This window comes from Serratia sp. Ag1, assembly GCF_000743355.1.
Classification (GTDB): domain Bacteria; phylum Pseudomonadota; class Gammaproteobacteria; order Enterobacterales; family Enterobacteriaceae; genus Chania.
In genome coordinates this window covers 16,199-35,701 of the sequence record NZ_JQEI01000046.1, presented here as the reverse complement: position 1 = coordinate 35,701, position 19,503 = coordinate 16,199, and the positions used below count along the sequence as shown (strand labels likewise).

Sequence of the window (19,503 nt, the reverse complement as noted above, 5' to 3'; positions counted from 1 at the left end):
GAAACAACGGTAGGCAGTGATACCGGATTAAAGGGATTAGGGTTGGTACGTTATGACAGGGAGTTTTTGCCAGAGAGGCGGGTATTGGTTCGACATCTAAAAAAACTACAGTGTAGGGAATAAGGTAACTGAATGAGCGCATTATCATCAGGAAACAGCATAAAAACCGGTGGTGACCCACGTACTTTGGCGGAATTCGCAACGCTGAAAGAGGAAATCGCCAAGCTGAGCCACCCAGCGCGTCCGGATGTACATTGGGGCAAGGTTGAACAGCTCTGTATGACATTGTTCCGGCAAAATGGCGTCGAGCTGCAAACGGTCGCGTGGTTTACGTTGGCGCGCACACAACGTTCAGGGCTGTCTGGCATCCTTGAAGGGATGCAACTGATTGATGGTTTGCTCACGCATCAGTGGCCGGTTTTTTGGCCGCAGCAAACGCATGCCAGGGTAGAAATTCTTGCCTGGCTGGTCGCTCGCTTGCAGCAGGTGTTGCGTACGCAGGAATTCCAGTATGGCGATCTGGCGCAGATTTACCGTATTGAAAAAGTGCTGGAACATGTGTGCTATGTGTTGCAGCGCCTGGATCTGAAACATCTCAGCAAGTTAGATAATTTGCGCAGCCAGATGCATCACGCCGCATTGCGGCTGGAAAGCCTGGAGTCTGCCGCCACAGCTGCGCCACAGGCCACTGAAATTCGGATTGAGCCCGAGGGTGCGTTCCAGCAGGAAAGTGCTGCGTCACCACCGCTGGTTTATATCATCAAGGAATCAGTACCGGTACCACCGCCGCCGCCGCCGCCGCCAGTACCTGAACCCGAGCCTGAACCGGCACCGGTTCCAGAACCCGCTCGCTGGAAGATGTGGCACGGTTTTTTGGCAGGGGTACTCATCAGTTTGCTGGTCGGAGCAGGTTCTTGGTGGGGAATTACTTCTCTGCGGCTGTCAGGCACCGAGCAGGTATTGCAAAATATGGTCAGGCCATTGCCTGTGTTGCTGGAGCCAGGGCAGTTGGCCAAACTCCAGCAAGCGGATCACCGTGCCGAGCTGGCCAGGCTTGAAGATGCCATGGCTCAAGCCAGTGGTGAACAACTGCTGCGCTTGGACACACTCTCTCCTTTATGGGCACTGAACTACGGCAGCGTATTGGTGCAACAGCTGCATGCCCTCTGGCCAGCAAGCCCGCAGGTAAAACAGTTGGGGGAGCAATGGCATCAGCAGCGTGAAGCACAAGCGTTGCCAAAAGCCGCGATGGAGGATTGGCATCAGGCGCAAACTCGCCTGCAGCAGCTTGCGGATAAGCTGAATTCGCTGGATGAACAGCGTGGCCGTTATATAACGGTTTCAGAACTGAAATCGGTAGTTTTTGCTGTACAACAGCCGATGAACCGCACGCCGCCTTTAGAGGAGTTGTTGCGTCAACTTGAAGAACAACAGCGTAATGGCAAGGTTTCACCAGGGTTGCAAACTCAGATCGAAAGCAGGTTGACCCAGTTGTTGAACCGTTACGCTTTGTTGACGGCTCCCACCAAATAAACGCCTCAGCCCCCTTAATACGATAAGGGGGCAACTTTATATGCCCCGTTTCTCCCCATTTATACGTCGCGTCTTGTGGTGCTCAATGTCCGGTAATCAACGCTATAGTGATAAGAGAATTTTGAGCGCACTCTGAATGGGGAAACACTCATGCATCCTTTACTACATTGGCGCATTCCAGCGGCGATAGTTATCCTGCTATTTTCGGTGTTCCCGGTGGTGACCCAGGCCGTTGCAAAGGTGATGCATATGCCTTTTCAGTTAGATGATACGTCTTTGCCAGTGACCAAAGTCAACATCAATGGGCAACTCCTGACATTCTCTATTGATACGGGTTCATCCATTGCCTTGCATCTATCGAAAGACGTGATGGCGCAACTTCCTGGGTTGATCACCGATCCTGAAAAAGAGCGCACCACAGACCTGACAGGTAAAGTTTTTCTCAATGACAGGTTCCATATTCCACAGCTCTCGATCAATGGCATGACGTTTAATAACGTTAAAGGGGTTTCATTAACGCCTTGGGGGATGATTTTGATACCCGGGGGGCATATTCCAACCTCGATGGTGATTGGTTTGGATTTATTCAAAGGCAAGGCGGTGCTGATTGATTACCAAGGCCAGCGTTTGTCGGTTGCGGATGATCTTCAAGCGTTAAGCATCAACGTAGATGATGGTTGGATGGCCTTGCCGCTGCGGCTCACGCCAGAAGGAATTGTGGTTAATGTGTCATTGCGCCTTCAGCGCTACGACATGGTTTTGGATACTGGCGCATCGGTGTCAGTTTTTTGGAAAGGCAGGCTTAAATCCTCTTTTACTGGTCTACCTTGCCAAACCGTGATGCCAGAAATGGACAATAAAGGATGCATAGCCACAGAGTTTCAGCTTGATGGTGTGGGGAGAAAAGAAATTAAGCTGAATTCAGTCCTGTTAGAGGGCAACTTTGAGCATATAGAGACGGATGGTTTAGTGGGTAATAATTTCTTCAAAGACTTTACCGTTATTATTGATTTCCCAGGGCAGAGATTGCTGATTAAAGATAATCGATCAGCAAACTGAAGTAGGGGGATTAATCAGGGCCGGAATTTATCACTGCGCGTCTTTTAGCGTTTTCAGCTTTGAATAGCCATCGGCTGGTGGAAAGTGATTTCAGTTGCCGAGATAAGGCAGCCCTGGGGCTGCCTGAGCTTTGATTAATGCTGACCGGCGTATTTAGGTGAGCGTGGGCCATACAGGATGGCACCGTCTTCCCCGGCGGAAAGGAGACGCGTATTGGCAATAGCGCCAATGTCAAAACCTTTGTCGCTGATGGTATCGACGACTTGGGTTATCGCCGCAGTAATCAGCATCCCCACCAGGCCGCCACCCGAATTGCTGTTGTTCTCGTTGCTGGAAGCGCTAGCACTGCCAGCCCACAACTGCTGACCGGTGCGCAGATCGACCAGTTTGGCATTCACGGTGACGCGGGTTTCACTGCCGATCACGATATAGCTGGTGCCGTATTGGGCGATATCCAGATACAGCACAGCGTCAGCACCGAAGATCTTATGCAGTTTCTGCGTGCTGACCGCGCGGATATCGTTGGCATTGGTCAAACCATTCTGCTGGAAAGTTTCTTCCACCACCGCCACTGGCAGCACGTAGTAACCTGCTTCTGCCAGCGGTAAGGTCGCGGTAGACAGCACGCTGTGGCTGGCTTTGACGTCAGGTGACTGGCTGGTCGGCGGCAAAACCAGGATCGACTTTGGCTTACTGGCGTGGAAAGCGGTGTAGTCGTAAGCGGGTTTCTTGGCGCACCCTGTCAGCAAAAGTACTGCAATCGCAGCCAAAAGGCCTAATGCACGTTTCATTTGAAGCTCCCTTTATCTTTGCTCATCAGGAAATCCATGAACGGTGCGGATTCTGGAAACAGCGACTTTTCGGTGCTGAACTCAGACATCGCCAGGTCGGTTCTGCCCGTTTTAACGTACAGCATACCGAGATGGGCATGTAAACCAGGCGGTACGGTTTGGCCTTTTGCTTTGGATTTTTCGATGCTCTCTGTTAACGCAGCGATCTGCTGCTCCGGGCTGGAAGAACCTTGCTGATAATATTGGTATACCGTGGTTTGGTAACCGTCCCAGTTATAAAGAGGCTTTTGAGGCGTAGCACAGCCACCAAGCAGAGTTGCTGCTAACAGCACTCCGCCAAATTTTTTAGTCATTGCCATGATTGTTTTTATAATCCGTTAGTTGGTTGGGCGCCATGCACCACTTTCGATCCCTGCAACCAGATTGTTGACCGCTTCGCGTACGGCCAAGTCCAGCACTTTACCGTTTAAGGTTGAGTCGTAGCTCGCCGTGCCGCCAAAACCGATCACTTCGCGGTTCGACAGAGTGTATTCCCCTGCGCCCTGGCTGGAGTAAACGACTTCAGAGGTTTGCACGTTAACCACGTTCAGATTGACTTTGGCGTAAGCAACCTGTGATTTACCACGGCCCAGAATACCCCATAGCTGCTGATCGCCCACTTCTTTGCGGCCGAACTCGGTGACATCACCGGTGATGACATAGCTTGCACCTTTCAGGGTTTGCTGCTGGCCCTTGATACCCGCTTCGGCTTTCAACTCTTCCATATTGGCGCGATCCAGCACGTTGAAGCGGCCAGTTTGCTGCAGATGAGTAATCAGGATGGTTTTTGACTGGTTACCCAAGCGGTCAACGCCATCAGAGAAAACACCGTTCATATAGCTGGAGCGGTTATCAAATTTGCCGACAGCAATAGGGCTGCGCACGCCTTGATAACTGGTGTTATAGGTAGCGACTTTGGGTACTTCGAGCGAACGGGAAGACTCGGTAGCACAACCCGCCAACAGGGTAGTGAGGGCAACAGAACAAACAATGAGTGATTTTTTCATCGAAATGAAATCTCTCCATGATGACAAACTCGGGAAATAACCTTCATGTATAATTACAGGATGGATATTTAGCTTATGTATATTTAAGTGAAGTATCAGTATGGCTCTTGCGAGCATGATAGTTTCACGGCACACATCCTACCAGAAAGCGCTTTATTAAAGGATAAGCGCATTTACTTTATACCCGATATACCCCAAATAATTTGAGTTGTTTGCAAAAATCCCCGGCTACTCGATTTACTGAGGTTCCGGGGATTTCTATTTATATTTATCTGCTGTGATTAACCAATGGTCATCAAGCTGGCATTGCCGCCTGCAGCAGCGGTGTTGACGCTTAATGAACGTTCGATTAACAGCCGCTCCAGCAGAATATTGGTTTCACCGTGAGCAAACCCCTGCACCGAGACAATCGCTCCGCTCCGCTGGGCAATGTGCTCGCATAACGTGCGTAGCTGATCGGCATCCCCGTGGTAGATCGCTGCGTCAAACACCACCTTATCCTGTTGCCAGTCTTTGCTGAAGCTGATGCGTGCCTGCACGGCGCTAGGCAAGCGGCGGAACAGTGTGCGTTGCAATTCAGCCTCCGGCCAGAGCACCTGGCTACCCACAGCCAGAACGGCAGCTAACTGGATCAGGGCATCGGTTTCGTTATCGGCCAGGCACAGCACGCGTTCACGTGGCAGGAGGGCGTAAGTATTACGTTCCCCGGTCGGGCCCGGCAGTGGCCGCACGGTGCCACCTTGGCCAAGTTCAGCGTATTGCTGCGCCAATGCTGCCAGTTCATGATGTTTCTCGGTTACCGCCCACTGTTCCAGCGCCTGATGGGCTGTCAGCAGTACAGAGCGCGCCCCGGCTTCCTGCGGGAATTCACTATCCTGACGGTTCAGGGTGCATTGCACCGCATCGATTGGGCGGCTCGCAAGCAGGCGATATAAATAGAGAGGGCCACCGGCTTTCGGGCCGGTGCCAGATAAACCCTCACCCCCAAATGGTTGCACGCCCACCACTGCGCCAACCATGTTGCGGTTAACGTACAGGTTGCCGACTTTGGCATTGCCGGTTACGCGGGCAATGGTTTCATCAATACGCGTATGAATACCCAACGTCAGGCCATAGCCAGCAGCGTTAATCTGCTCGATCAGCTTGTCCAGGTTAGCGCGCTGATAACGCACCACGTGCAGTACCGGTCCAAAGATCTCTTTCTGCAACTCATCAAAACTCTCCAGCTCGATCAGCGTTGGCTTGATGAAGGTACCGCGCGCCCACTCTTGCTCGTCCTGACTATCGTCTCTGGCAGCCTGATAAATCTTGCGGCCTTTGGCGCGCATGGCTTGGATATGGCGCTCAATGCCGGTTTTGGCTGCAACATCGATCACCGGGCCAATGTCGGTAGACAGGCGTTCCGGGTTGCCCATGCGGCATTCGGCCATGGCACCGCGCAGCATTTGCAGCGTATGTTCAGCCACATCTTCCTGAATACACAGGATGCGTAGGGCAGAACAGCGTTGGCCTGCGCTGTCAAAGGCGGAAGCTACAACGTCGGTAACTACTTGCTCAGTCAGTGCGGAAGAATCGACGATCATCGCATTCAGGCCACCGGTTTCGGCGATCAGCGGCGTTGGGCGGCCCTGTGGATCCAGGCGACCAGCAATACTGCGTTGCAGGATACCTGCAACCTCGGTGGAGCCGGTGAACATCACGCCACGCACGCGCGCGTCGTTAACCAATACCGAACCCACGGTTTCGCCTTGGCCAGGTAACAGTTGCAGTACTCCTTGAGGAATACCGGCTTCCAACAGGATCCGCACTGCCTGCGCGGCCACCAGTGGCGTTTGTTCGGCTGGTTTTGCCAGCACGCTGTTGCCTGCGGCGAGCGCGGCAGCAATCTGGCCGGTAAAGATCGCCAGCGGGAAGTTCCATGGGCTGATGCAGACCACTGGGCCGAGCGGGCGATGGCTGTCATTGGCGAAGTCATCACGCACCTGACCCGCGTAGTAGTACAGGAAATCGACCGCTTCACGCACTTCGGCAATCGCGTTGTTGAAGGTTTTACCGGCTTCACGCACCAGAATGCCCAGCAGGCTTTGTAGCTGGCTCTCCATCAGTTCAGCGGCACGTTCCAGAATAGCGGCCCGCTCAGCCGGTGGGGTAGCAAACCAGATTGGCCCGGCGGCTGCGGCGGCATCCAGCGCACGGCTGACTTCGCCTTCGGTGGCTTCACGCACATAACCGACGACATTACTCGGTTCAGCCGGGTTGAGCACGGGCAGTTCAACGCCCTGATCCAGAGTGGCATCGATAATCGGCTCAGCGCGCCATGGTTGTGCGGCACTGGTGAGGAGCGCGCTAGAGAGTGATGCCAGACGTTGTTCGTTAGCGAGATCCAACCCGTTGGAGTTAACCCGTTTTTTACCGTACAGCTCACGCGGCAACGGGATGCGCGGGTGCGGCAGGCCGATCTGGCCTTCGCTGGCTGCCAGTGCTTCGACGGCGCTGACTGGGTCAGCGACCAGTTCGTCCAGCGGCAAGGTGGTATCCGCGATTCGGTTAACGAACGAGGTATTGGCACCGTTTTCCAGCAGGCGACGCACCAGATACGCCAGCAGGGTTTCGTGAGTCCCGACCGGGGCATAAATACGGCAAGGGCGGTTCAGCTTACCATCGGCCACTTTGCCGACCACTTGCTCGTACAGCGGTTCCCCCATGCCGTGCAGGCACTGGAATTCATATTGCCCCGGATAATAATTGTTACCGGCCAAATGATAAATCGCGCTGAGGGTATGGGCATTATGGGTGGCAAACTGCGGATAAATCAGATTCGGTACGGCCAGCAGTTTCCGCGCGCAGGCCAGATAGGAAACGTCGGTATAAACCTTGCGGGTATAAACCGGGTAGCCTTCCAGGCCGTCCATCTGAGCACGTTTGATCTCGCTGTCCCAGTAAGCACCTTTCACCAGACGGATCATCAGGCGGCGACGGCTGCGGCTAGCCATATCGATCACCGCATCAATAGCGAACGGGCAGCGCTTCTGGTAAGCCTGGATCACGAAGCCAATCCCGTTCCAACCGGCCAACTGTGGTTCAAAACACAACTTTTCCAGCAGATCGAGCGAGATCTCCAGGCGGTCGGCCTCTTCGGCGTCAATGTTGATGCCGATATCATATTGGCGCGCCTGCAGCGTCAGCGACAGCAAACGTGGGTACAGTTCTTCCATCACGCGATCGTATTGCGCGCGGCTGTAGCGCGGGTGCAGGGCTGAAAGCTTGATCGAAATACCTGGGCCTTCATAGATGCCACGGCCATTAGAAGCTTTACCGATGGCGTGGATCGCCTGCTGATAAGAAACCAGATAGGCCTGCGCATCAGCTTCGGTCAGTGCCGCTTCGCCCAGCATGTCGTAAGAATAACGGAAACCTTTATCTTCCAGTTTACCGGCATTGGCCAGCGCTTCAGCGATGGTTTCACCGGTAACAAACTGCTCCCCCATCAGGCGCATCGCCATATCCACGCCTTTGCGGATCAGCGGTTCGCCGCTTTTGCCGATAATCCGGTTCAGCGAGCTCGACAGGCTGGTTTCGTTGTGGGTAGACACCAGTTTGCCGGTGAACAGCAGGCCCCAGGTTGTGGCGTTGACGAACAGCGAAGGGCTGCGGCCAAGGTGCGAATGCCAGTTGCCGTTGCTGATTTTGTCGCGGATCAGGGCGTCGCGCGTAGGTTTGTCTGGGATGCGCAGCAAAGCTTCTGCCAGACACATCAGGGCCACGCCTTCCTGTGAAGACAGCGAAAATTCCTGCAACAACCCTTGCACCATACCGGCACGGCCACTGGCACTCTTTTGATTACGCATCTTTTCGGCAATGCCATGGGCCATGTTATGCGTCGCCTTAGCCAGATCGGCAGGTAAGCGCGCCTGTTCGAGCAGCATTGGCACTGCTTCGGTTTCCGGGCGGCGATAGGCAGCGGTAATAGCGGCACGGAGCACGGACTGCGGCAGGATCTGTTCGGCAAATTCAAGGAAGGGTTGATGGGACTCTTCGTGGGTTTGCGGCATAATGTCGTCCGCTTCGGTTAGCCCCGCAGCGGCGAGTGCAGGGAGTTCAGGAATATCAGAACCGTTTTCCAGGCGCTCAAGATAATTAAAAATGGCTTGCTTGATTAACCAGTGCGGCGTGCGGTCGATACGTTGTGCCGCGCTTTTAATCCGGTCGCGTGTGGCTTCATCAAGCTTTACGCCCATCGTGGTAGTGCCCATGCCAATCCAGCTCCTGTGTGTAGAACCTATCCCATCAGGCATATAACGCTGTGCAGATAAACCTGCTGGGATAGGTTCGTGGATAGGTTGTGTGATTAATGCGGGTAATATCCTGCATGTTGCAACTTTGTGCAACCTTGTTAAATCGAGCCAGTGAGCGAAGTGTGATTCCAATCGGTTTTTTAACATGCAACGCCGACATGTTTTTTGCAGGCAGCACTGGTTTTCGGCCATGAGTTGTAACATTACCTTGTGTTTTATAGGGGCAAAGGAGAGGTGCAACTCATTTTGCGATTGATGAGTGCAACCCATAGGGTGGCTAAATGTGATGCAGGGTAAACTTTGTGTAACTTTATTGTTAAATGCCTTGTTGGCTGTTGAGTTCGTCATCTAGGATAGCCAGCGTTTCTACAATACCGGGCAGAAACCCTGTTTATCCGCCGCACATCCTAAGGTGCTCTGTTCTGGCACTGCGGCGGATGAAAAACCTCGCAAACAGCGTGAATAAAAATACCCGATAGATTTCAAGCGGCGGCTAACAACGCGACTGCCTGAAAGACCAAGGGAACAATGAAAGTGGAGAGTTGAATGACAATGAGCACACCAATGCTGGTGACCTTCCTGGTGTACATTTTTGGGATGGTGCTAATCGGCTTAATCGCCTACCGGGCGACCAACAACTTTGATGATTATATTCTGGGTGGCCGCAGCCTGGGGAGCGTGGTTACCGCGCTTTCCGCCGGGGCTTCCGACATGAGTGGCTGGTTATTGATGGGTTTGCCTGGGGCAATCTTCCTGTCCGGCATTTCTGAAAGCTGGATCGCCATCGGCCTGACGATTGGCGCTTACCTGAACTGGAAGCTGGTGGCTGGCCGGTTGCGCGTGCATACCGAAGCCAACAATAATGCCCTGACGTTGCCAGACTATTTCACCAGCCGTTTTGAAGACAACAGCAAGCTGTTGCGGGTGATTTCCGCCATCGTCATTCTGGTATTTTTCACCATCTATTGCGCCTCTGGCATCGTTGCCGGGGCGCGTCTGTTTGAAAGCACCTTCGGCATGAGCTACGCCACCGCGCTGTGGGCCGGTGCCGCCGCTACTATTCTTTATACCTTTATTGGCGGGTTCCTGGCGGTCAGTTGGACCGATACCGTGCAGGCCAGCCTGATGATCTTTGCGCTGATCCTGACGCCGGTCATTGTGATTTTCGCCGTTGGCGGGATCGACACGTCGATGCTGGTGATTGCGGCTCAAAACCCGGCCAACATCGATATGATGAAAGGGCTGAATTTTGTCGCCATCCTGTCACTGATGGGCTGGGGGTTGGGGTATTTTGGCCAGCCGCACATTCTGGCGCGTTTCATGGCGGCAGATTCCCACCGCACTATCCGCAGCGCACGCCGTATCAGTATGACCTGGATGATCCTGTGCCTGGCGGGCACCATTGCGGTTGGGTTCTTCGGGATCGCTTATTTTGCCAATAACCCGGAGCAAGCCGGGAATGTGTCACAAAACGGTGAGCGGGTGTTTATTGAGCTGGCTATGTTGCTGTTCAATCCTTGGATTGCGGGCATCCTGCTGTCGGCGATTCTGGCTGCCGTGATGAGCACCTTAAGCTGCCAACTGCTGGTGTGTTCCAGCGCGATCACAGAAGACTTGTACAAAGCCTTCTTGCGTAAAGGTGCCAGCCAGCGTGAGCTGGTGTGGGTGGGGCGAATCATGGTACTGGTGGTTGCGCTGGTGGCTATCGCGTTGGCAGCTAACCCGGAAAACCGCGTGCTGGGCTTGGTCAGCTACGCTTGGGCAGGTTTCGGTGCTGCATTTGGCCCAGTGGTGCTGATCTCGGTCATGTGGCCACGCATGACCCGCAACGGCGCACTGGCTGGTATGTTAGTCGGTGCGATCACCGTGATCGTCTGGAAGCAATATGCCTGGCTTGATCTGTATGAAATCATTCCTGGCTTCCTGTTTGGTAGCATCGCCATCGTGCTGGTCAGCCTGATGGGGCGTAAGCCTTCGGCAACCATGACCGAACGTTTTGAATTGGCTGAAGCCGAGTTTAAAACGGTGTAATGCTTTTTTAGCCTCCCCTTGAACATGGGGAGGCTATCAATATGGTTATTTCAAGTTGCTTGAATTTTAATCTGAAGGCCTAGGCAAACTGTCGATGATTAATATTAACTAATTGATTTTTAATGATAAAAAATAACCCATAAATGATGTGAACGGCATGATAGAGTGTTTTTAGCTGCTCTGAAAAAAATAAAAATAACTTTTTTTACATTTTAGTAACACGACGGATTTGAATGTCATTATACTGTAATCATCTGGCGGTAGTTTCACTCGGTGCACAGCTCGGTGCTGTAAATATCACTGCGGGGATCGCTAATGGTAAAGTCCTTGGTTGGGCTACAAAAGACAAATAACATCTCCTCCCTGATTGCTCGTTGTAACGAGGGCTCCCCCTCCGCCTCTCAATTTTTGACCGATTCTTGCCAGCTCTTGCGCAAAAATCTGACAGTAACACTCTCTTATTACCTGCAAACCGTGTTGTCCCGTGAAAACAAGGCTCATTACGATGTAGCCGCGTATTCACATTATTCATCGGCTTATATTGGCTCTAAAGGAAGCCAAAACCTAATACGTGTGTGAAACATAATCGCGCGGTACCCAGTGCCGCTGCGGTAGGTGAAACAAACTGTAAGGTGCCACTATGGGAAGACAGAAAGCAGTGATCAAAGCACGTCGTGAAGCTAAACGCGTTATTCGCCGTGACGCACGTAGCCATCGCCAACGTGAAGAAGAAAGCGTGACCTCGCTGGTGCAAATGGGGGGGGTTGAGTCGATCGGCATGGCTCGTGACAGCCGAGATACTTCTACCATTGAAGCGAGAACTGAAGCTCAAGGTCATTACTTATCAGCCATAGAGAATAAGCAGTTAATATTTGCCACTGGCGAAGCGGGTTGCGGTAAAACGTTTATCAGCGCGGCCAAAGCGGCAGAAGCTTTAATACATAAAGAGGTGGATCGGATTATTGTGACGCGTCCGGTTCTGCAGGCCGATGAAGATCTCGGCTTTTTGCCTGGGGATATCTCTGAGAAATTCGCCCCTTATTTCCGGCCAGTGTATGACGTTTTGCTGCGCCGTTTAGGATCTTCGTTTATGCAATACTGCCTGCGCCCGGAAATCGGCAAGGTGGAGATCGCGCCTTTCGCTTATATGCGCGGGCGTACTTTTGAAAATGCGGTGGTGATTCTGGACGAAGCCCAAAACGTGACCGCCAGCCAGATGAAGATGTTTCTGACCCGCTTGGGTGAAAACGTTACGGTGATCGTGAATGGTGATATCACCCAGTGCGATTTACCGCGCGGCGTGAAATCCGGCCTCAGCGACGCGTTGGAGCGCTTCGAAGAGGACGAGATGGTAGGCATCATCCGCTTTGATAAACAAGACTGTGTCCGCTCGGCACTGTGCCAGCACACGCTTAATGCATATGATTGATTTATTTTAACTTTTTGAAAGGCCACTGCGGTGGCCTTTCTTACGCCCCAAACTACGGGGCGTACCAGAAAAAACAAAGAGTTCTGCAGAAGGTGATCAGTATCTTCGTGTCGCATCTTTGTTCCGGTCACGTATTTGAAACCCGTATAATAGAATGGCGTATTGCCCGTAAAGTCGTTGACGTTGAGCTTTTGACTTTAAAAAGAGCCTCCGGCACCCCTCGGAGTCCTGTCAATAACTGTGGGGAGGTTGAGCGAGAACCGGATCACGTTATGCAGGATACGCCGCCTGAGTACGTCACGGCGGTGATGAAATTAATCGAGAGTGGGGAAGTTAGCTGGAATGACCCAGACGTCGCTATGGAGTTCGCCGATTTCTTAACGCTACTATGCCTAAACTCAGTAAGACAACTTTAGTAGCATTATAAATCATACTAGCGTATGTTTTTTCATGTTGTATAATGGAACCATGTGGCGCAGAGCAAAGAGAGCAGGAAATGGAACGTATAACAGTAGGAAAGACAAAGAAAAACATAGTTTCAAGAGTTAATCCGCCCATATTCCCGCTATCGATAAGAATGGGGATTTCTGATGACATATGTATTGTTGACTTTATGGACTCTCCAGAAAAAGATGTTGTGAATGTTTTCTATTCAATAGCGTTAACCAAAAATCACGCTGAAAGATTAATTTCAGGGTTGACGAAGTTTATAGAAATGGAAGATTAGCATGAAAGAAAAAGGCTTTACTGCACAAGAATGCTTCTATGTTAAAGATGAGCTTTTCTTTTTCACTAATAGTATTGATATTGATGTAAAGCACCCAAAGTCTATTGATAATGTGAATGGTTTTCTTGAGTGTATTGAAGGGGAACAACTTACCCAGGATGTTTCTTTTGTGTCGGTTAAGTCAACTATTCCTCGAGAAATAGCTTTTAAAGGCGAAAGAAAAGATATTGAATATCTTTTTTTGGAATGTTTTGATAGCGAACTGAAACAATGGATTGAGTTTCTTAACACCTTTTACAATGATAATGAGGTGGGGGGCGTGGAAGGTTATATTAGATATGTCATGAATGTTGTGAGTAGAGATGAGAAATATAGTTATGACGCTGTGCTCAGTAAAATATTAGATTCATACTTGTCTTATGAAAGAGAATGTGTGAAAGCTGAGCGGTCATATGTTGAAGCATCAGTGCAGTCCTTACTGCAAATTTTCAGATATATCCCTTTCATTTATGACAAGAATAATTTGGATTTTTATATTGATGGAGAAACTGGTTTTTTTGGCATTCTTAGACAATTAAAGCATAAAAACAAAGGCACTTTAAATATACTTGTTAAAGATAATAGTGAATTGATATATTCATATGTAAAACGAAAAAACGGCATAATGAAGTACTCTGGGAGGGGGTATACCGGAAAAGATTTAAGGAATTCTGATGGTATACTTGCGATATTAAATATCATGGATTGGTAATATGAGTGATTTATGCTTACCTAAATCTTTCAGTAAGGTTCGTGCACAAATAAATAATTACTTCCTTTGGCGTTATGTTAGAGAGGAGCATAGGGCCATTAACGGGGTTGCTTCACATTTGTGTTTTAATTTAACCGTGGATGATCATGGCTATCTTTCTTTTAGTCACTCAAATAAAGTCGATAAATTTGAAATGGTTAAGGAAGCTCATAGAAATATAAATCTTGGAGGGAGAACTAAACCGGCGGTTTATATGTCTTTTGATATGTCGGAGGTTTACAATTATGTGAATAATCCTAGAAAGCTAATTTCATTTGAGGATAAGGGATATCCTCATATCGGAATGTTTTACTTGGCTGGCTTGGTAGATCGGGAGGTTGACTTTATGGAGGTAAAGACAACTTTATTAGAGCTGTCATCATTTTATCTGAGGTTTGAGGGCGGAAGCGTAGAGGAAATAGCTAGTTGATATCTAATTGCTACTGTTGGGCTATTTTGGCTGAACGATTGAAGCTGTAGGTTTGTCCATAAAGTCATGATGTGATTATCTTGCTTTTTTTTCAATAGTGTCATAATCGTAATTTAGATTTGATATTCATCTTAAAAGCTAGTGTTACCTAAGCTACGCGACTTAGCGTGACTGCATTAAAAGTGCCCCAGGAAGCGGGCAGGCGTGGCGGGGATAGCATTGTTTTACGTCATTTAAAAATCGCTGTCAGCGGCTCGTTACGGCGATTTATCATCGCGTCTGAATTCTCACGCTATATCATTGATGTGGCGCGATAGCGACGCCCTCAGAACATGGCAGGGCGTTCGGCCTATGCTGTTCCTTTAATCATCCTGATAACCATAAGAAATGCATTCTCTAAGTCTTGCGATGGTGTCATAAAGTGATACTATAAACTCCATGAACAAACGACACCAAAAAACGCTGTCAGATGTGTTTGCCCGGCCTGTCAACGGTTCTATAAAGTGGTCTGATATTGAGGCGCTTTTTACCGCGTTAGGGGCGGAAATTCACGAGAGGGAAGGTTCTAGGATCGCTGTGCTGTTGAAGGGTGAGAAACGTATCTTTCATCGGCCCCATCCCAGACCTACTACTGACAAGGGGGCGGTTAACTCCATCAGGCTCTGGTTGGACAGTTTAGGAATTAAACCATGATGAATAACACATTGAAGATCGACGGTCATATTGCCGTGCTCAGCTTTGACCCAGAGATCGAAATGTTTCGGGGGGAGTTTATTGGGCTGAATGGTGGGGCAGACTTTTACGCCTACAGCGTGGAAGAACTCAAGAAAGAAGGGGCCACCTCTCTGGCGATCTTTTTGGACGAGTGCCGTAAAGACGGTATTGAACCGTATAAAACCTACAGCGGCAAAGTAACCACCCGCCTCTCGCCAGAACGCCATCAGGCGTTAGCTGTAGCGGCACAGGCAACCGGGCAATCCATCAATGAATTGCTTAATGAAGGTGTCGATCTGGTTATCGAAAAACACTCTTAATCCTGCGCAAAATAAAGCCGCCAGTGCTGGCGGCTACGGGGTTACTCGTCGTCATTCTCCAGGCTGTATTTTTTAAACCGGATCACCTCCAGGCCGAGCCAGTCATTAATCTCCTTGATACGCTCTTTCAGTGGCATTAATTGATTGCACACAAACACCTTGGCGGCCTTCTCAACGTCACCCGCTGACCTGGCGTTTTCCGGCTTGCTCCCCATCATCTGGCAGGGATTTAGGTACGCCTGCCAGTTGCTTTTTCTCTGACAGATACTGAATAAATAACAGCCCTAACGCGATCATCACCGGTATGAACACCAGGATATTTAGCCAGAACCAGCCGATGATATGCAGCATCTGACCAGACAACAGCGAGGCTAATGCGGTGGTGCCAAAGACAAAGGTATCGTTCAGGGATTGCGTTTTTAGCCGCTCCTGGTGGGTGTAACAGGAAGTGAGCATGACCGTGGCACTGACAAAGCCAAAATTCCAGCCCACACCCAGCAGGATCAGTCCGCTCCAGAACCAGATCACCTCGTTACCGACCATTGAGACCGCAGCGGCACAGGCCGTTAACAACAGCCCGGTGACACATATTTTACGCGGGCCGAAACGGGTCATCAGCCTGCCGGTGACAAATCCCGGCGCGTACATCGCCAGAATATGCCACTGAATACCCAGCGTTGCGGTAGACAGGCTGTGGCCGCTATGCAACATGGCCAGCGGGGTTGCGGTCATCATAAATGTCATCAATCCGTAAGAGACCAGGCCCGCCACCGCGATGGAAATAAAACGAAATGAGCTGGCTATTTCCCTCAGCGAACGGGGCGGTACCAGCACCGTTTCGTGTTGGGGCAATTGTTTGGAAAGATGGCGTTGCTGGGCCGCTAACTGTGCCGTCATCTGCCGCATTCGCCATAAAAACAGCAGGGCGATCAAGGCTAATAAAGACTGACTGAGGAAACTGGCCGACAGCGGCACAGGTAAAAGATGTTGTGTCCAAATCACCAACTGTGGGCCGATCACCGCTGCCAGCAGGCCACCGAGCATGATACGCGATATCGCCATGGGCTGTTCTGGCCGGGCGACATAGTCGGTTATGGCAAAACGGTAGCTTTGGACACAGGCCGCGTAGCAACCTGCCAGCAGGCAGCCTAAGCAGAACAGGCCGAAAGAGCCGCTAGTGACTCCCCAAGCGGCAATGGCCCCGCCGATTAATGCGCTGAGCGCACCAAGGGTATAAGCATTGACACGGCCAATGCGGGCAATCATAAATCCGATGGGTAAGACAGATAATGCCAGGCCAATGTTAAACAGACTGACTGGTAGGGTCGATAAGGTTTTGTTGCTGCTTAACGTTTCGCCCACCAAGCCACCCAGCGAGATGATAATCGGTGGTGAAGACGCACCAATCGCCTGCAGGGCAAACAGTAAATATATATAACGCTTGGTTTGCGCCCGATAGGCGTCTGTCCCTGTATTCACACTTGCCAGATCCACAGTTGGCATCCTTTGGTTGGCTATCACATTAAAAAAATCAGGCGGAGTATCGGCTCTGCCTGATTTGGTATGTTATTCACTACTGTAGCCTGAGATCAGGCAAAAATGGTCATCATATAAGCGGCAAACAGCGCCAGATGCGCGGTGCCGTTCAGGACGTTGGTTCTGCCGGTAGAGAAAGAAATATGGCACAGGATCAACACCGTCAGCATCACGACCATGTGCGGTGCCTGTAGGCCGAAGATCAGCGTCTGGCCGGTCAGAGTAGCGATAATCGTGACCGCCGGAACCGTCAGCGAGATCGTCGCCAGCACGGAACCGAAGAACAGGTTCATGGCACGCTGCACCTGATTATTCAGCACTGCACGTAACGCCCCCAGTCCTTCAGGTGACAGGATCAGCAGCGCCACCAGGAAACCGGTGAATTGCGTTGGTGCATTCAGCCTGGTTAACAGGTATTCCAGCGGATTGGCGTTAAATTTGGTCACGGCAATCACTGCAACCAGATGCACGATCAACCAGCCAGCATGCCAGAGACTGCTGTGCGAGGAGGGTTTTCCGTGGTGCGGGTCACCATCGTCGCCGTCATCTTCGTGTTCATATACGAACAGATTCTGGTGTGTTTTGGTTTGAATCAGCAGGAATACGCCGTACATCGCCGCCGAAATGGCCGCCACTAACAATGACTGGCCGACGCTGAAGTTGCCGCCGGGCAACGCACTGGGCAACACCAGCACGATGATCGCCAACGGGAAAATCGCCATCAGATACTGTTTGATGCCGCCAAGGTTCACGTACTGGGTGGCAAATTTACGCCCACCGAGCAGCAGAGCAACACCCACCAAGCCTGCGGTGACGATCATAATGATGGAATACAGCGTGTCACGCATCAGAGCTGGTGCCGCGTCGCCGGTTGCCATCAGGGCCGAAATCAGGCTCACTTCCAGAATCACCACCGACAGGCTGAGGATCAGCGAGCCGTAGGGTTCACCCAGCCGGTGGGCCAGTACGTCGGCATGGCGCACTACGCTGAAAGCACTGCTGAGGATCCCCACCAGTGCCAAAATGTTGATAGCGATAATCAATGGAAAGCTGTCAATCCCTCCCCATAAATTGAGCACCAGCAGTGCAGCAATGGGAAAAATGAGTGAGTACTCGGTGTGTCGGGATTTGGAGCGGCCAGGATCGTTGTGCGACTTCATTTTGGTGATTCTCCTTCTCAAACTGCATGGCCCGGTCATTGCAGAATCGTTGGCTAGTCTGCATATCCAGAATGTTGTTATACCCTTCATACTTCAAGTTGCTTGGGTGTTGGCTGCGTTACTCGGCCCATACAGGGCCTCACTCTGCGGGCCAGCGCCAGCGTTGTTCAAATGGGTCTATGACCCATTTGTCGTTCAGTTGCTGCCTACAAGCAACTCGAATTATTTTGGGTATATACCCCAGAGAGTTTTCAGATTGTAGGCCGGTGGTCGTTTCCTCGAACGGTCAGATTCGCGGCATATATAAGGCAACCGGCCCCATCATCCAGAAGACGAAGGGGACATATTAATAGGATACACCCTGCTCATGACACTGGGTAATGATGTGATGTTGTTTTAACTTGGGAAAGCAATGGGTTACTTTATGTGACAAGCGTAACAAAAAAACCGCAACGCATGCGGTTTTTTTTACGCATTTTTACGCAATAGGGTGTTTTTCCTATGCTATGCGGGCATAAAATCAAGTCAGCTATGCATTAGCTTGAGCGAATCAGGCAGAAATTGGCCGTTACGAGTCAATATTATCCATAATTTCATGCCTTTTCTCATGGTAGCCTTCCTCATTTAGCCCCTCACGCCAGTAAGGCACGGCATAAAGCTGATTACGGTCGCATTTCCATTCACGGCGTAAATAACGGCGCAGTTCGACCACCAGACGATCTTCACCCGCTAGCCAGAAATGGATGCCAGCCTGTGGCAACGGTTGTGCACAGAATTGAGTAATAAGTTCAGCCGTTTTATCAGTAGAGCCAATGATCCAGCTCAGCTCAACGTTGGCTGGTTTCTTCAGATCAAGCACGTCTGCAGGTGTATCAACCCGAATAAATACCCGTCCGGTGCTGTTGGCGGGCAGGTTTTCCAACAACGCGGCGATCGCGGGCAGTGACGAGGGATCACCAGCCAGGCAATAAAAGTCTGCTGCTGGCAACATGGGTTTGGGGCCACCGGGGTTGCTGATACCGATTTTGTCACCTGGCTTAGCCTGACGAGCAAAATTCACTGCAGGGCCGTTGTGATCGTGCAGGGCGAACTCGATATCGATCTCTGCTTGCTCAGGCCGAACGGCACGTATCGAATAGGTACGGACAATCGGGCGCACAGCGTCGGCGGGCCAGACCGGACCGTTGTCGCTCAGCGTTGGTAAATCGGGTTGCGTCTGGCCTGCGCATGGCAAAAATACTTTGATATGGGCGGCGGCAGCGTTCGCAGGGTAGTGGCATAAGTCAGGAGCGCTAAAGGTGATACGGCGCAGGTGTGGCGTGATGTCGCACAGACGGGTGACTTCAATCAAATAAGGTGCACGAGGGCGTGGGGTGCCAGCAGTCATTGGGTTCTCCTTTATCATTCTGCGCTGAGTATATCACGACATATGATAATGAGAATTGTTTTGATTTTTGTTTCGGGAGAGGCTGCATGAAAGTAAAGAGTGTTTTTTGTACAATCCATATTATTAAAAAGATATCTGAGATTAAAGTTTACCCTTCATATTTGAGGAGGGTTGGGTATTGACTGCACGCGTTTGTTTCTTACAAATAACTCGAATTATTTAGGGTAGAGTCGGCTTAACTATTATGGCAGTTAC

Annotated in this window: 16 protein-coding genes and 2 pseudogenes; 10 read left to right on the top strand and 8 right to left on the bottom strand. The window is 50.9% G+C overall.

Annotated features, from left to right (window positions below):
• Positions 1 to 18: 18 nt before the first annotated feature.
• The 3 genes and pseudogenes from IV04_RS26900 to IV04_RS21755 all read left to right on the top strand — a co-directional run.
• A pseudogene (locus IV04_RS26900) lies at positions 19 to 123 on the top strand (type VI secretion system baseplate subunit TssE); the annotation flags it as partial.
• A gap of 9 nt (positions 124 to 132) precedes the next feature.
• The gene (locus IV04_RS21760; protein WP_037396720.1) at positions 133 to 1,533 is read left to right on the top strand and encodes a VasL domain-containing protein; all 1,401 of its coding nucleotides are present in this window, start codon (positions 133 to 135) and stop codon (positions 1,531 to 1,533) included.
• A 150-nt stretch (positions 1,534 to 1,683) separates the two neighbouring features.
• Positions 1,684 to 2,592, top strand: a complete 909-nt coding sequence (locus IV04_RS21755; protein ID WP_037396724.1) for an aspartyl protease family protein — start codon at positions 1,684 to 1,686, stop codon at positions 2,590 to 2,592.
• Between the two features lie 134 nt (positions 2,593 to 2,726).
• On the opposite strand, the gene IV04_RS21750 is transcribed toward IV04_RS21755, so the two are convergent.
• From IV04_RS21750 to putA, 4 genes are all read right to left on the bottom strand, one after another.
• On the bottom strand, positions 2,727 to 3,383 hold the full coding sequence (locus tag IV04_RS21750; protein ID WP_037396728.1) for a DUF799 domain-containing protein: 657 nt from the start codon (positions 3,381 to 3,383) through the stop codon (positions 2,727 to 2,729).
• Positions 3,380 to 3,742 (bottom strand): DUF4810 domain-containing protein, encoded by a 363-nt coding sequence (locus tag IV04_RS21745; RefSeq protein WP_037396731.1) that lies wholly within the window; start codon positions 3,740 to 3,742, stop codon positions 3,380 to 3,382. Before IV04_RS21745 ends, IV04_RS21750 begins: the two co-directional genes overlap by 4 nt.
• Before the next feature lie 18 nt (positions 3,743 to 3,760).
• Positions 3,761 to 4,429 carry a CsgG/HfaB family protein gene (locus IV04_RS21740; RefSeq protein ID WP_037396734.1) on the bottom strand — a complete coding sequence of 223 codons (669 nt, stop codon included), beginning with the start codon at positions 4,427 to 4,429 and terminating at the stop codon, positions 3,761 to 3,763.
• Between the two features lie 281 nt (positions 4,430 to 4,710).
• Positions 4,711 to 8,682, bottom strand: a complete 3,972-nt coding sequence (gene putA, locus IV04_RS21735; RefSeq protein ID WP_037396737.1) for a trifunctional transcriptional regulator/proline dehydrogenase/L-glutamate gamma-semialdehyde dehydrogenase — start codon at positions 8,680 to 8,682, stop codon at positions 4,711 to 4,713.
• 588 nt (positions 8,683 to 9,270) lie between these two features.
• Here putA and putP point away from each other — a divergent pair.
• The 7 genes from putP to IV04_RS21695 all read left to right on the top strand — a co-directional run bounded on the left by putP (position 9,271) and on the right by IV04_RS21695 (position 15,165).
• Positions 9,271 to 10,755 (top strand): sodium/proline symporter PutP, encoded by a 1,485-nt coding sequence (putP, locus tag IV04_RS21730; protein ID WP_037396739.1) that lies wholly within the window; start codon positions 9,271 to 9,273, stop codon positions 10,753 to 10,755.
• A 640-nt stretch (positions 10,756 to 11,395) separates the two neighbouring features.
• On the top strand, positions 11,396 to 12,184 hold the full coding sequence (gene phoH, locus IV04_RS21725; protein WP_037396742.1) for a phosphate starvation-inducible protein PhoH: 789 nt from the start codon (positions 11,396 to 11,398) through the stop codon (positions 12,182 to 12,184).
• Positions 12,185 to 12,680: 496 nt separating this feature from the next.
• The gene (locus IV04_RS26635) at positions 12,681 to 12,911 is read left to right on the top strand and encodes a hypothetical protein (protein WP_051916938.1); all 231 of its coding nucleotides are present in this window, start codon (positions 12,681 to 12,683) and stop codon (positions 12,909 to 12,911) included.
• A 1-nt stretch (position 12,912) separates the two neighbouring features.
• A complete protein-coding gene (locus tag IV04_RS24815; RefSeq protein WP_051916937.1) occupies positions 12,913 to 13,662 on the top strand; it encodes a hypothetical protein in 750 nt (249 codons plus the stop codon).
• 1 nt (position 13,663) lies between these two features.
• Entirely contained in the window at positions 13,664 to 14,131 is a 468-nt protein-coding gene (locus IV04_RS21705) for a hypothetical protein (protein ID WP_037396748.1), read from the top strand.
• Between the two features lie 438 nt (positions 14,132 to 14,569).
• Complete coding sequence (locus IV04_RS21700; RefSeq protein ID WP_037396750.1) at positions 14,570 to 14,824, top strand: type II toxin-antitoxin system HicA family toxin; 255 nt, start codon at positions 14,570 to 14,572, stop codon at positions 14,822 to 14,824.
• The gene (locus tag IV04_RS21695) at positions 14,821 to 15,165 is read left to right on the top strand and encodes a type II toxin-antitoxin system HicB family antitoxin (protein ID WP_231566258.1); all 345 of its coding nucleotides are present in this window, start codon (positions 14,821 to 14,823) and stop codon (positions 15,163 to 15,165) included. The genes IV04_RS21700 and IV04_RS21695 overlap by 4 nt, the downstream gene beginning before the upstream one ends.
• 41 nt (positions 15,166 to 15,206) lie before the next feature.
• Here the strand turns inward: IV04_RS21695 and IV04_RS25535 are convergent.
• The 4 genes and pseudogenes from IV04_RS25535 to IV04_RS21680 form a co-directional block, all read right to left on the bottom strand.
• Positions 15,207 to 15,404, bottom strand: a pseudogene (locus IV04_RS25535) (Presumed portal vertex protein); the annotation flags it as partial.
• Positions 15,343 to 16,659, bottom strand: a complete 1,317-nt coding sequence (locus tag IV04_RS21690; RefSeq protein WP_231566259.1) for an MFS transporter — start codon at positions 16,657 to 16,659, stop codon at positions 15,343 to 15,345. The gene IV04_RS21690 and the pseudogene IV04_RS25535, both read right to left, overlap by 62 nt.
• Positions 16,660 to 16,754: 95 nt before the next feature.
• A complete protein-coding gene (gene chaA, locus IV04_RS21685) occupies positions 16,755 to 17,861 on the bottom strand; it encodes a sodium-potassium/proton antiporter ChaA (RefSeq protein ID WP_037396753.1) in 1,107 nt (368 codons plus the stop codon).
• 568 nt (positions 17,862 to 18,429) lie between these two features.
• Positions 18,430 to 19,248: a siderophore-interacting protein gene (locus tag IV04_RS21680; protein WP_037396758.1), complete on the bottom strand. Its 819-nt coding sequence runs from the start codon at positions 19,246 to 19,248 to the stop codon at positions 18,430 to 18,432.
• Positions 19,249 to 19,503: the final 255 nt, after the last annotated feature.